We start from the raw sequence: 13,727 nt of genomic DNA on the forward strand, positions 1-13,727 counted from the left end.
GATGCTGATCGGTAACAATCGTTCGCAACGTTATTAACGGCTAGTTTATCACTAATGAAGACCTCACCACTGCCCCCTTGGTCACCTGAGCAATTAGCAGCGTTACCGACTCACGCTTTGCATAAAGCGGCCCGGTTACGGGTACATGAAGCGTTAGCGCGCTGCCAAGAAGTGTATCCAGAACTGCCCGCTCCCAGGGTATGGTTTGACCTGAAAGGAGCCTCTGCAGGCCAAGCACACCTGGGTAAAGGAGGGCTGCGCTTTAATCCAGTGCTGTTAGCGGGTAATCGCAGCGCATTTTTTGATGAAGTCATCCCCCATGAAATGGCCCACTGGCTGGTATTTCACTTGGCAAACGGGCCGCGTTTAAAACCTCATGGGCGCGAGTGGCAGTCGGTGATGCGCGACCTGTTTGGTTTAGCGCCCAAAGTAACTCACCAATTTGATATTCAGCAGGCGCAGTCACGGCCTTACGCATATCGGTGTGACTGCCAAATACACTATTTTACCAAGCGGCGTCACTCTTTAGTGGTAAAGGGGCGTCGTTACCGCTGCCGTGAATGTGATCAGACCTTGGTCTACTGCACTATTGGTAAACCTTAAAACAGTTTTAACCTTTTGTTTTTTATATTAAAAATGTTAATACCAATGTCTAAGAGGAAGCCGGCTCAGGTAGGTTTATGCTAGGTAAATATTAAACGGGTCGGCGCGACCAATAATAATGCCGACACCATTTTCCAGAGAGTGCATTTTCACGGACAGAGGCAATTTCATGAGCGAACATAAAAACGTCTACCCGGTACGCGATAGCATCGCCGCCAGTGCGTGGGCAGATAAAGATAAATATGCAGCCATGTATCAACAGTCGATGGATGACCCGGATGGTTTCTGGGCCGAGCAGGCTAAACGTCTCGACTGGATCAAAGCGCCTACCAAAATTAAAAATACATCGTTTGCACGTGATAACGTTGATATTCGCTGGTTCGAAGATGGTCAACTGAATGTTAGTGCTAACTGCCTAGATCGCCATTTAGAAAAGCGTGGCGATCAAACCGCCATCATCTGGGAAGGCGATAACCCCAATGATTCAAAGCATATCAGCTACCGCGAGCTTTATGAGCGCACCAACCAATTAGCCAATGGGCTGAAGTCGCTGGGTATCAAAAAAGGCGATACCGTTACGCTGTATATGCCCATGATACCGGAAGCGGCGGTGGCAATGCTTGCCTGCGCCCGTATTGGTGCCGTTCACTCGGTCATCTTTGGCGGTTTCTCGCCAGATGCGGTTGCCCAACGGGTCATTGGCGCCGACTCTAAGTTGGTGATTACCGCTGATGAGTCGGTACGTGGTGGCAAGCATGTGCCGCTGAAAGAGAACGTTGACTCAGCGCTTAAGCGTGAAGGAACGGACGTATGTAAAAACGTCCTGGTGGTTAAGCGCACCGGCGGCGATATTGAGTGGCAGGATGGTCGCGATCTCTGGTTTGATGAGCTGGTCGATAAACAGTCCACCGAGTGCCCTGCAGAAGCGATGGGGGCTGAAGACCCTCTCTTTATTCTATATACCTCAGGCTCTACCGGCGCGCCGAAGGGCTTAAAGCATACTACCGGTGGCTACCTCACGTATGCGGCAATGACCCACCAATATGTCTTCGACTACAAGGACGGTGAGATCTACTGGTGTACCGCTGATGTGGGCTGGGTGACAGGCCACAGCTACATTGTCTACGGGCCGCTGGCTAACGGTGCGACGACGTTGATGTTTGAAGGGGTGCCGAGCTACCCAACCCACGGCCGCATGGGTGAAATCGTCGATAAGCACAACGTCAATATTCTCTACACCGCCCCGACCGCCGTGCGCGCTCTAATGGCTCATGGCGATAACGTCATGGATTCCAGTAAACGTGACTCTCTGCGCCTGTTGGGTTCTGTGGGCGAGCCAATTAACCCTGAGGCTTGGGAGTGGTTCTACCGCGTCATTGGTAACGAGAAGTGTCCCATTGTGGACACCTGGTGGCAGACAGAAACCGGTGGTTTCATGATAGCGCCGCTGCCCGGCGCTATTGACCTCAAGCCAGGCTCTGCCACGGTGCCTTTCTTCGGCGTCAAACCTGCGCTGGTCGATAACGAAGGCCACCAGTTGGAAGGGGCTGCTGAGGGTAACCTGGTGATCCTAGACTCCTGGCCTGGCCAAGCGCGCTCTATCTGGGGTGATCACGAGCGCTTCGTACAAACCTATTTCTCTACCTATGATGGCATGTACTTTACGGGGGATGGCTGCCGTCGTGATGAGGATGGCTATTACTGGATCACCGGCCGTGTGGATGACGTTCTCAACGTTTCTGGCCACCGTATGGGCACCGCAGAAATCGAGTCTTCGCTAGTGGCGCACTCCGCAGTAGCTGAAGCGGCGGTCGTTGGCTTCCCTCATGATATTAAAGGTCAGGGCATCTACATCTATGTCACTCTCAATGATGGCATCGACCCCAGCGACGAGCTGAAAAAAGAGCTGACCCAGTGGGTGCGTAAAGATATCGGGCCGATTGCCTCGCCGGACGTGATCCAGTGGGCGCCTGGGTTACCCAAAACGCGCTCTGGTAAAATCATGCGTCGTATTCTGCGCAAGATTGCCGCGAATGAGTGCGATGGCTTAGGAGACACCAGCACCTTGGCAGACCCATCGGTGGTGGATGAGCTGATTGAGCATCGCGCTAATCAGTAGCGCTAAGTGCCCCTGTTGGCTGGCCGCAGGGGCTACTTTTCAACACACATCTTTTCAACGAATGAGTTAAGCGTTTGCTATGTTGTATCTGTCACATTACGCTAATTCGTAGCAGTGCCGGCCGTTGAGCCGGCACTGCTGTTTTTGATCGGATAACCTATAGATAACAAATTGTGCATGTGATGCTTGGGCATGACGAAGCCCATGGGGTACCATGCTTCAACCGTAAGAGCCTAGCGTCGCGGCGGCAGGCAACCCCGCTGCTCGAGGAACCGGAGGAATATCCATGGCAGTAGCCCATAAGTTTATCGTCGCTGACGACCATCCACTGTTTCGTGCAGCGCTTACCCAGGCGTTACGCCAGTTGGCCCCTCAGGCTGAGATTGTCGAAGCTGACACGATGGCCGCCACTAATGACGTTGTGAATCGTCATCCCGATGCCGATTTGATTTTGCTGGATTTACATATGCCCGGTGCTCACGGCTTCTCGGGCCTGATTCAGCTGCGCGGCCAGATGCCGGATATCCCGGTCGCTGTTGTATCTGGTAGCGATGAGCCCTACGTGGTGCGTCGCGCCATCGACTATGGGGCATCTGGTTTTATTCCTAAGTCGTCCTCCCTGCAGTTAATCGCTGAAGCAGTTGGAGAGATTCTGCAGGGTGAGGTATGGCTACCTGAAGCGTTAGCCAACGTATTGGAAGAGACCAGTGAAGAGGAGTCGCGTTTTGCAGAGGCTATTGCTTCGCTAACGCCACAGCAATTTCGCGTGCTCAATATGTTGACCGAAGGTCTGTTAAACAAGCAGATTGCTTATGAGCTGAGCGTCTCTGAGGCAACGATTAAAGCCCACGTGACCGCGATTTTGCGCAAGCTGGGCGTACACTCGCGTACACAGGCAGTTATTGCCGCGCAAAAACTGGAAGTAGAGCCGCCGAAAGTCGAGTCGTAACGCGCTTTAGATAGTTGGTTGGCGCCGCGCTTATGTTGCCATAAGCGCGGCGCTGTCGTTTATAAAGAGAGCTATCGCTGGCTGCTTGTTTAATGCTTGCTATGCATTTAAGTAGCGGCGCGGCTGGCTTGAAGGGTGCGTGTTAACAAGGCACGCAGTGCTGCAGGCTTAACCGGCTTCAAGAGCAGTTGATAGCCCGCTCGTTTAATCTCTTCGGCTACGGCTTCGGTACGGTCAGCCGTAATCACAATGCCGGGTACGGCGCTGGTGAGCCGATCGCTGAGGGCTTCCAGGGCCATCAAGCCCGTTACTTCGTTATCCAAGTGGTAATCGGCCAGTATAGCGTCCGGGTCGCCATCCATATTGCGCAGGATCGATTTAGCCCCGCCAATACTGGTAGCCGTAAACACCTCGCATCCCCAGCCGCTGAGCATGGCGGTCATGCCTTCAAGAATCAGCGTTTCGTTGTCGATACACACTATTCGCGTGCCCGACAGCTTATTCCCACCACGGCGCCCTTGAGGCTCTTGGTCGGTGGGCAACATTTCACGTGCTGCCACGATAGGTACGCTGACCGCAAACACGGTGCCAACGCCCTCCCAGGAGCGTACCTTAATGGGATGGTCTAGCACCCGACTCATGCGGTCGGCAATGGAGAGCCCTAGCCCTAATCCCTTTTCGCTCTCTTTATGGCGCGATACCTGATCTAAACGGCGAAACTCTTGGAAGATTTCCGATAGTTTCGATTCAGGAATGCCGGGGCCGCTGTCCCAAACTTCAATGGAGAGGCGGTCTCCGTAGCGACGGCAGCCCAGCAGTACACGCCCCTCCTGGGTATAGCGGATTGCGTTGGAAAGGAAGTTTTGCACAATACGCCGCAACATTTGTGGGTCAGAGTCGACCCACTGCTTTGTCGGTACGACATTGAGATCCAGGCCGCGATCATCAGCCATGACTTCAAACTCAGCGCGTAGCGGGCGGATAATATCCGCCAGGGCAAAGTGGCTGCGCCGGGGAGTGAGTGCGCCGGCATCCAGTTTGGAAATATCTAGCAGAGTGCCGAGCAGCTCTTCAGCGGCCTGAAGGGAGTTATCGATGTGCCCGACAATACGCTGGGTGTCGCTCGTCGTGACGTTCTGCATTAACGCAGAGGTAAACAAGCGTGCAGCATTGAGCGGTTGCAGCAGGTCGTGGCTGGCGGCAGCCAAAAAGCGCGTTTTGGAGGCATTGGCATCTTCGGCGAGCTGTTTGGCTTGGCGCAGCGCCTGTTCGGCCTCAGCACGCACGCGGTTTTCCTGACGCAGCGCCGCATTGGCTTCAGAAAGCGCCTGAGTGCGCTCACGGACACGCTCTTCAAGGGTTTCGTTGGTCTCTTTAAGCGCAATTTCAGCTTGGCGACGCTCGGTAATATCCTGATAAAGAGCAAAAAAGCCTAATATTGACTGGCTATCGCCAAAGTGTGGCGTATAGGTTACCAGCATATAGCGCATCGCTTCGTTCACGCGCATCGAGACTTCAAAACTGACGCGCTCCCCTGTTAGCGCACGCTTGGCCCAGGGCAGGCGCTCTTCAGCCTGCTTGACGGGCAGGACTTCTTCGTAGCGCCGCCCAATGACAGCATTTCGATCGATGTTAAACGCTTGCTCATAAGCGCGGTTGGTAAATAGGTAGCGACACTCTTTATCGAAGTAAGCGATTAACGCGGGCACATTGTCGGTGTAAATGCGGATATTGTTTTCAGAGCGAATCAATGCCTCTTCGATGCGCTTTTGCTGGGTGATGTCTTGGTAGGTATAGACAAACCCGCCGCCGGGCATCGGGTTGCCTTGAACTTCCAGTACGCTGCCATCCTGACGATAGCGCACGTAGCGATGGGGCTGACCATCGCGAATGTTATCCAGCAGGAGTTGGACGTGCTCTTCGGGGTCACCGGGGCCGTATTCGCCGTTGTGGGCGTTATAGCGGAAGATGCGATCCATGGGCGCACCCACCCGAATTAAATGGTCTGGGAAGCGAAATAGCTCCAAATAGCGCTGGTTCCAAACCACGAGCCTGAGATTTTGGTCAACAACGCTAATGCCTTGGTTAATATTTTCAATCGTGGCTTGGAGCAGGGCGCGGTTAAACTCCAGTACCTGGGAGGCTTCATCGACGATGGAGATCACATCTGAAATGCCAATGCCGCGCCCTTGAAGAGCTGAATTGACGACGATCCGCGCGGAGGAGGCGCCTAGGACGGAGGCCAAAAAGCGCTCGGTAAACTGGATAACGTCAATGGAGGCTCGGGTGCCGTCGTCCAGTGGTTTACCTGCCCGACGTGCATAGTCTTCAAAGGCGCGGTCTACTTGGCCCGCTCCTAGAAAGCGTTCGCAGAGTACTTTTAAGTCGCCCACCGTGGTGGCGCCCGTCCAAGGGCGGTTAACGGAGGTTTGACGGGTTTCGACGCTATCGACAAACAGTGATGCCTGGATGCGCTCGACCACGCGCTGGGAGGTAATCTGTGAAACAAAGATGTAGCAGAACAGATTAAGGCCTAGTGAGAGCATGACGCCATGAGTGAAGGTGTCACCTAGGTTGAGGCCAAACAGCGCCGTGGGCGATAGCCAGGCAAGCCCTAAGGGGCCACCTGCTAGCCACTCCGAGGGCAGTACACCCGCATTAATCATGGCGGGCATCAGAAGGCTATAGGTCCAAATGCCAAAGCCTGCGTTCATCCCGACAATAACGCCTAAGCGGTTGCCGCGCTTCCAGTAAAGCCCGCCAATCAGCGCGGGGGCAAATTGAGCGGCGGCGGCAAAGGAGAGCATGCCGATAGACGCCAGCGACGTGAATTCAGCAATCAGCTGATAAAAGCCGTATGCCATTGCCAGCACTGCCACAATGGTTAAGCGGCGTGCGCGCAGTACGAGGCGGCCATAATCACGGGCTTTGGTATCAAACCAGCGCAACCTGAAGAGCGCCGGGATCACGATCTCGTTTGAGATCATAATAGAAACGGCCACTGCCGCGACAATAACCATGCCGGTGGCAGCGGAGAAGCCGCCGATAAACGTTAGCAGCATCAACCACTCGTGCCCTGATGCCATAGAAAGCGCTAAAACATAGGTATCGGGTTCTACGCCGCTTTCAGAAAATAGCAGGAGACCTGCGGCGGCTAGCGGTACTACGAAAAACGCAATAGCCAGCAAATAGAGTGGGAACAGCCAGCGGGCCTTATTGGCATCGTCTGGGTGAATGTTTTCGACGACTGCGACGTGAAATTGGCGCGGTAGGCAGAGAATCGCCAGCATGGCGAGCAGGGTTTGTGCCCAAAAGCTTTGGCCGAAATCCTGGTTGGCGAGCTGGCGCTGAAGCTCAAGCTGGCTTTCCGCATGGCCCATCAGTTCACCTAGGCCGTCGAACATTCCCCAGGTGACAAAGACCCCCAGTATGATGAAGGCCAGGAGTTTTATCAGCGACTCAAAGGCAACGGCGTGAATAAGCCCTTCATGGTGCTCGGTAGCATCGGTGTGCCGAGTGCCAAAGAGGATGGCAAAAATCGCCATCACAATGGCAACGTAGAAAGCCGTATCCCCAAACAGCGGCGTATGGGTCATATCCGCGGCGTCCGTCAGTACGCCAAAGGTAGTGGAGACGGCTTTAAGCTGAAGCGCAATATAGGGGAGGGTACCAATTAGCGCGACGAGGCTGGCAAAGGCGGCAAGGGATTGGGTTTTACCGTAGCGGGAGGCAATAAAGTCAGCGATCGAGGTGACATTCTGGTGTTTTGCCACGCGAATCATCTTGGCCAAAACCGGCCAGAACAGCAGAAAGGTCAGGATAGGCCCGACAAAAATGCTGGCAAATGACCAGCCAGCGGTAGCTGCTTGGCCTACCGCGCCATAAAACGTCCAGGAAGTGCAGTAAATCGCTAGCGCTAAGCTGTAGATGATTGGCCGACGGCGGCTGGCGCCGTGGGTGCGGGCGCGTCTATCACCGTGCCAGGCAATCCCAAATAAAATCGCAATATAGAGCAGTGATACCGCGATCAGCAGCCCGCCATGAAACATAATCTCTCCCCATGTTGAGTGCTTCGCCTAGCGTTTGACCTGTGCAAAGTGCCCTATTCTAGGCGAAGGAAGAGGTTACGTCTGCTGTTCCGAAGCGAGTTGGCAAACACTCTTCAGCAGCGGTGAGGATTCACGCAGCCTGCGCAACTGGCTAAGTTCCACGTCTTGGGTATCGGGGTGGATAGGCGCCAACTCACGGTTTGCGCAGTTCAGCACGTAGGGTTGAGTGGTCAAGATGTCGGTGTGCTGTCGTTCGAACTGGTAGAGAATAAATTCAGCCACCAGCCCGTCGTCAGTGTTGGTTCCAATCACGTTACTGCTATCGACCACGCTAAACTTGGTAGTCATTGGAAAGGCGAAGGTCCATGGGCGCCAAACCGCACTTGAGGTATCGCTGGAAATCACTACGGCCGTTTCTGGCAGCTGTGCCTGCTTATGTTCAAACCAGGAGTACTCCACCTGAATTTGGTAGCCCAGCATACCTAAGCCGCCGCACACAGGCACAATCCACTTGGGAAGCCGCTTGCCGCTAAGGTTTCTAAGGATCAAGCCAATACCCGCGGCGGCAAGCCCCGCAAATACGGCGGCTACTAAGTGCCAAATCATACAATATCCTTTCTAAAAGCCATCGGGCTTCCCTGAGGAAGCCCGATGGTAAGCTGTCATTCCACGTCTCTATTGGCCGTATGCCTGATAGAAGGAATGATTATGACTTAGTGATCAACCGCTACACCAGCACCTTTCGGATAGCGAACGCTTTCCACCAGGTCTTGAATCTCCTGGGGAGGCTCTTCCGTTGCGCTGGAGACTGCAAACGCAACTGCAAAGTTGATCATCGCACCTATCGCACCGAAGGAGAGCGGGGAGACACCCAGGATCCAATTGTCCGGCGTGTTAGCCAGCATATTGGTGCCTGGAATGAACAGCCAGCCGAGGTAGGTGAAGATGTAGAGCAGCGTGCAGATCAGGCCTGCCAGCATGCCTGCAATCGCCCCTTTGCTGTTCATACGCTTAGAGAAGATACCCATCATCAGCGCTGGGAACAGCGAGGCACCCGCGATACCAAAGGCCAGTGCCACGGTTTGTGCCGCAAACCCTGGTGGGTTCAGACCCAGATAGGTTGCTAGCAGAATCGCGCCACCCATGGAAATACGCGCCGCGAGCATTTCCCCTTTTTCGGAGATCTTCGGATTGATCATGGTTTTGATCAAGTCATGGCTAATCGCTGACGAGATGGCAAGCAGTAGACCCGCAGCCGTTGAGAGTGCTGCTGCAATACCCCCCGCGGCTATCAGACCAATAACCCAGCCTGGCAGGTTAGCAATTTCAGGGTTGGCAAGTACCAAGATGTCGTTGTTAACTTCAAGCTCGTTACCTGCCCAGCCACGGTCAGAGAAGTCAGCAGCGTTGTTGTACATCTGGATACGGCCATCGTTGTTTAGGTCGTTATGAACGATGAGGCCTGTTTCTTCCCAGGTGCGGAACCACTCAGGGCGATCTTCGTAAAGAATCGGGTTATCAATTGCTTCGTCGTAGTTTTCGACTTGACCCGCCATGTCGGGAAAGACGGTGGTGGCAAGGTTTAGGCGCGCCATAGACCCAACCGCAGGAGCGGTGAGGTACAGCAGTGCGATAAACACCAGTGCCCAGCCCGCAGACCAGCGTGCATCAGCGACTTTCGGCACTGTGAAGAAGCGGATAATAACGTGGGGTAAGCCTGCAGTACCCACCATTAGCGAGAGGGTAAACAGCACCATGTTCAGTTTGTTATCCACATCGGCAGTGTAGTCGCGGAAGCCTAGCGCGTTGACCACCTCGTCTAACTTAGTTAATAGCGGTAAGCCAGATTCCGTGTGCGTACTAAACATACCAAACATGGGAATCGGGTTGCCGGTAAGCTGCATGGCGATAAAGACAGCAGGGATGGTATAGGCAATAATCAGTACAACGTACTGCGCTACTTGGGTATACGTGATGCCTTTCATGCCGCCAAATACGGCATACAGGAAGACAATGAGAGCGGCGATCCAAATACCCCACGTGTTGCTGACTTCCAAGAAGCGAGAGAACGCAACGCCGGCACCTGTCATTTGACCGATAACGTACGTTACCGATGCCACGATTAAGCAGACAATCGCCACAAACCGGGCGGTGTTGCTGTAGAAGCGGTCACCAATGAAGTCGGGCACGGTAAACTTGCCGAACTTACGCAGGTACGGGGCGAGTAGCATCGCGAGAATAACGTAGCCACCGGTCCAGCCCATCAAGAACGTAGAGTTGGCATAACCCCCGGAGGCGAGCAAGCCCGCCATGGAGATAAACGATGCTGCTGACATCCAGTCGGCGGCGGTTGCCATGCCGTTAGTAATTGGGTGAACGCCGCCGCCGGCGACATAGAAATCTTTAGTGGAGCCGGCACGTGCCCATATCGCAATCCCGATATAGAGCGCAAACGAGGCGCCAACAAATAGTAAGTTAATTGCAAACTGGCTCATGCTGGCTTACTCCCCAAGGCCAAATTTTTCATCAAGTTTGTTCATCTTCCAGGCGTAGAAGAAGATCAAAACAATGAAAGTCAAGATTGAGCCCTGTTGTGCAAACCAGAAACCCAGGTCAGTTCCGCCAACCGGTATCCCCGCTAGTAGGGGGCGAAAGAGGATAGCGCATCCATAAGAAACGAATGCCCAAACCGCTAGGCACCCAAATATTAAACGGACGTTGGCTTTCCAGTACTCAGCAGCATTAGTTTTGTCGTCTGCCATTGTGTTGCTCTCCACTTGTGATTTTTAGGGTTGGAAAGTGAACTCAAAGTAGCGTGTGATTCATCAAGGCAATCGCACGATGGAAACTGCTTTGTGTGTAAGGCAGTGCGTCATTTTTGAGCGCTGCTTACCCTATTATTTTTTTACAGCGTTCACCTGTTTAAATGCTAACCAAGAGTGACCAAATTGTGCAAAACGAAGAAGGCTTATTGGTATCTGGTAAAACATTCGGCTAGTGAATTTGATTACCCTGACTGTTTCACAGGTAATACTGGTCAATAAATGCAAAAAATAAATCCCAGACTTTGGTATCAGGCCGCTATATAAGCAACCATTCATGGGTTTTTATACGCGGAAATGCTTATTTTTTCTAGTTTTTTTATGATCTTTTGATATTCGTTCAGAGGTAATGGGACGATGGTCTATGGCTCGCTTAAAAGCAATGTTTGCTACCTTAAATGAAGTCCTTTTCTAGTGCTTAAGATCTTCTTAAAAGGCACTACTTTAGTCGCTAGAAAAACGTCGATTCGACGTTAGCGGCATAGCTAAAGGTATAAGTAGTTGTGTGAGTCAAGGAAATATAGCGACGCTGAAAAAGCGGCTTGTTTATAACGGTGTGAGAGTGAAGGCGGGCTGGCAGAAAAGCGCTGGTAAAAAAGGGAGCACTTGCCAGAGGAAGCAGTTGCTAGAGCATTAGGCTGCTGGGTCATCAGGTACTTTTGCCTTTAGTAGAGTGAGGTCACGCATGGTCGACGTTGAACTGTCCCAGCTGCCATTTACGCTGTTGGATGAAGAAGGGCGTGATTATGTTCGCCGTGGAGTAGACTTAGCTTACTTTGACCGAGATGAGATTATTTTAGAAACCGGACAGTCGGGTGAGTCGGTGTTTCTCATTCATAAGGGCGAAGTTGCCGAGATTGACCCTACGTTGCCTGCATCGAGTGCGCGCATTGGTCACTACACTGCGGGCGATCTGTTTGGCGCGATCAGTATTTTAAATGGCAAAAGCCGCTACCGTTTTCAAGCGGAACAAGAAAGCCTGTGCTATATCATGCCCAAAGCGCTATTTATGCAGCTTTGCCGCCATTATCCCGACTTTGAAAACTTCTTTAAGCAGACGCTCTCCCATAAAACGCGCCTGCTGACTGAAAAACGGGCGGAAAGTGGCGTCACCATGGCCGGTTTTATGCTTGCTAAGGTCAGCGAATGCATGCGTGAACCGCTACTCATCGAGGCGTCTGCCGATATTACCAGTGCTGTTACCCAGTTAAACGAGAGCCATGCCGACAGCTTGCTGGTTAAGACCCAGGGCAAGCATGGGATGGTCACTAAAACGGACCTGCTGAATGGTTTAGTACTTGGCAAGTGCACAAAAGCATCCTTTGTTGAGGAGGTAGCCCACTTCTCTCTGGTAACCGTAACGCCAAATCAATACCTGTTTGAAGCTCTGGTACTGATGACACGCCATAAAGTGGCCCGTGTGGTGGTGATGGAGAAAGAGATGCTTAAGGGGGTTGTAGAGCTAACCGACGTGTTGAGCTACTTTTCCAGCCGTAGCTATGTGGTTAGCCTGCAAATTGAACAAGCCAATGACTTAGATGCATTAGCCACGGCAAGTCGTCGCACCCCGGAACTGGTCAACGCCTTGATGGCCCAGGGGGTGAAGTTACGCTTTGCGATGGATCTGTTGGCCGCGCTTAATGGGCGCATTATGAGTAAAGCCTGGGCATTTACCGTTGATGAGGCTCACCATAACGACAGCTGCATGATGGTGATGGGGAGCGAGGGGCGAGGCGAGCAAATTCTTAAAACAGACCAGGATAATGGCCTTATTTTAGCGGATGACAGCCAGTGGCCTGACGTGGCTGAACAAATGCAAACGCTGACCAATACGCTGATTCAGTTAGGTTATCCGCCCTGTCCCGGCAATATTATGGTGTCTAACCCCGAATGGGTCGGGACAGTGTCGCAATGGAAAAAAAATATTGTTAAATGGGCGAGCGCACGGGATGGCGATAGCTTGATGAAGCTGGCGATTCTGCTTGATGCCCATGCGGTCGGGGGTAACCCCGCTTTATTGGAGAGCGTGCGGGAAGAACTCTTTGAGCGCTGCTCCCGTGATGAACTGCTGCTCTCCTACTTTGCCAGAACGGCACTGCGTTTTTCGACGCCGCTGACACTGTTTGGCTCGCTGAAAAAACCTCAGCACGGCATTGATATAAAGAAAGGGGGGATTTTTCCGATTGTGCACGGCGTACGTACCATGGCGCTTGAGCGACGGATCAAGGCAACCTCAACGCTAGATCGGTTAGATGCGTTAGCGACAGATGGCCGTTTGGATCGTCGCTTCGCCGATGATTTGGGTGAAGCGCTGGCGCTGTTTACAGAGCTGCGGCTCAAACAGCAGCTGCAAGAACTGGAGGGCGTGTCCGATAAGCGCACTAACCGCGTGGTCGTACAGGAACTCTCTTCTCTTGAGCGCGATTTGCTGCGCGAAGCAATGCATATTGTCAAAGATTTCAAACAGCGCCTTTCACACCGTTATCATTTGGAGTATTCGTGAGCGGCATGCGATGGTTAGATCGGCATGTGACGCTTTTTAGCGGCTCATTGCGTACTCTTCTTCAGCGGGAAAGCGACCGCCGCCGGTGCGTGGATTCTCCCTATGCCTGGCTGTTCCAACCCTATATGGGGGAGGAGCAGGTGGCGTTGACATGCTATGCGTCTAAGGGTGAGTACCCAGCGGTGAGTGTGGCAGCCGTGGTTCTTAACCAGCGCCACGTTCAAACCAGCCGTGCATGGGTCGCCACAATAGCAAACACCCGCAGTGCGGATGCCGCCACGCTTAGGCGCCAACATCGGGTTTATGGGACGGCAGTTGCCCTGTCTCCTAATGCGGAAAACCTTGGGGCGCTTGCTGAATTTATTGGCAACCGGCCTTTAATAGGATGGCAAATAGATCGCTCCCTTGACCGGCTTAATGCGTTGTTCAAAAAAGGGCTTGGCTTTGGCCTGCCTAACGCTCAGGTGGACGTGGCTAAACTTCACCATCGGCAATTGCGACGTTTACACCCTTACGTAGATGAGGGTAATGATTTAAGCGAAGCGCTTGAGCGATGGCAGCTGCCCGCTATGAATAGCCACGGCGTGTTAAGCGAAGCTGCAGCGAGTGCGTTGCTGTATATTCGCTTACAGCGTGAGACTGTCCAGGTGGCTTAAAGCCGTCGGGTTTATGTTGGGTGGAG

At 53.0% G+C, this 13,727-nt stretch carries 9 protein-coding genes; 5 read left to right on the plus strand and 4 right to left on the minus strand.

Translation table 11 applies throughout. The features are described from left to right. Nucleotides 1–54: 54 nt before the first annotated feature. From LG301_RS02685 to LG301_RS02695, 3 genes are all read left to right on the plus strand, one after another. Nucleotides 55–603 carry a SprT-like domain-containing protein gene (locus LG301_RS02685; RefSeq protein ID WP_404473191.1) on the plus strand — a complete coding sequence of 183 codons (549 nt, stop codon included), beginning with the start codon at nucleotides 55–57 and terminating at the stop codon, nucleotides 601–603. 169 nt (nucleotides 604–772) lie between these two features. Further along, entirely contained in the window at nucleotides 773–2,722 is a 1,950-nt protein-coding gene (gene acs, locus LG301_RS02690; protein ID WP_404473193.1) for an acetate--CoA ligase, read from the plus strand. A 286-nt stretch (nucleotides 2,723–3,008) separates the two neighbouring features. Next, the gene (locus LG301_RS02695) at nucleotides 3,009–3,671 is read left to right on the plus strand and encodes a response regulator transcription factor (protein ID WP_263066103.1); all 663 of its coding nucleotides are present in this window, start codon (nucleotides 3,009–3,011) and stop codon (nucleotides 3,669–3,671) included. A gap of 107 nt (nucleotides 3,672–3,778) precedes the next feature. Here LG301_RS02695 and LG301_RS02700 read toward each other — a convergent pair whose 3' ends face one another. The 4 genes from LG301_RS02700 to LG301_RS02715 all read right to left on the minus strand — a co-directional run bounded on the left by LG301_RS02700 (nucleotide 3,779) and on the right by LG301_RS02715 (nucleotide 10,482). Next, complete coding sequence (locus LG301_RS02700; RefSeq protein ID WP_404473195.1) at nucleotides 3,779–7,720, minus strand: NahK/ErcS family hybrid sensor histidine kinase/response regulator; 3,942 nt, start codon at nucleotides 7,718–7,720, stop codon at nucleotides 3,779–3,781. A 75-nt stretch (nucleotides 7,721–7,795) separates the two neighbouring features. After that, entirely contained in the window at nucleotides 7,796–8,326 is a 531-nt protein-coding gene (locus LG301_RS02705; protein ID WP_404473197.1) for a hypothetical protein, read from the minus strand. A 107-nt stretch (nucleotides 8,327–8,433) separates the two neighbouring features. Beyond that, nucleotides 8,434–10,215, minus strand: a complete 1,782-nt coding sequence (locus tag LG301_RS02710) for a sodium:solute symporter family protein (RefSeq protein ID WP_404473199.1) — start codon at nucleotides 10,213–10,215, stop codon at nucleotides 8,434–8,436. 6 nt (nucleotides 10,216–10,221) lie between these two features. Further along, on the minus strand, nucleotides 10,222–10,482 hold the full coding sequence (locus tag LG301_RS02715) for a DUF4212 domain-containing protein (RefSeq protein ID WP_176302347.1): 261 nt from the start codon (nucleotides 10,480–10,482) through the stop codon (nucleotides 10,222–10,224). Between the two features lie 745 nt (nucleotides 10,483–11,227). Here LG301_RS02715 and LG301_RS02720 point away from each other — a divergent pair. Both LG301_RS02720 and LG301_RS02725 read left to right on the plus strand, forming a co-directional pair. After that, complete coding sequence (locus LG301_RS02720; protein ID WP_404473201.1) at nucleotides 11,228–13,045, plus strand: putative nucleotidyltransferase substrate binding domain-containing protein; 1,818 nt, start codon at nucleotides 11,228–11,230, stop codon at nucleotides 13,043–13,045. A 5-nt stretch (nucleotides 13,046–13,050) separates the two neighbouring features. Then, the gene (locus tag LG301_RS02725) at nucleotides 13,051–13,701 is read left to right on the plus strand and encodes a DNA polymerase III subunit epsilon (protein ID WP_404475151.1); all 651 of its coding nucleotides are present in this window, start codon (nucleotides 13,051–13,053) and stop codon (nucleotides 13,699–13,701) included. Nucleotides 13,702–13,727 lie beyond the last annotated feature (26 nt).

Origin of the sequence: Vreelandella venusta, assembly GCF_044809155.1 — a bacterium.
GTDB lineage: Bacteria > Pseudomonadota > Gammaproteobacteria > Pseudomonadales > Halomonadaceae > Vreelandella > Vreelandella venusta_B.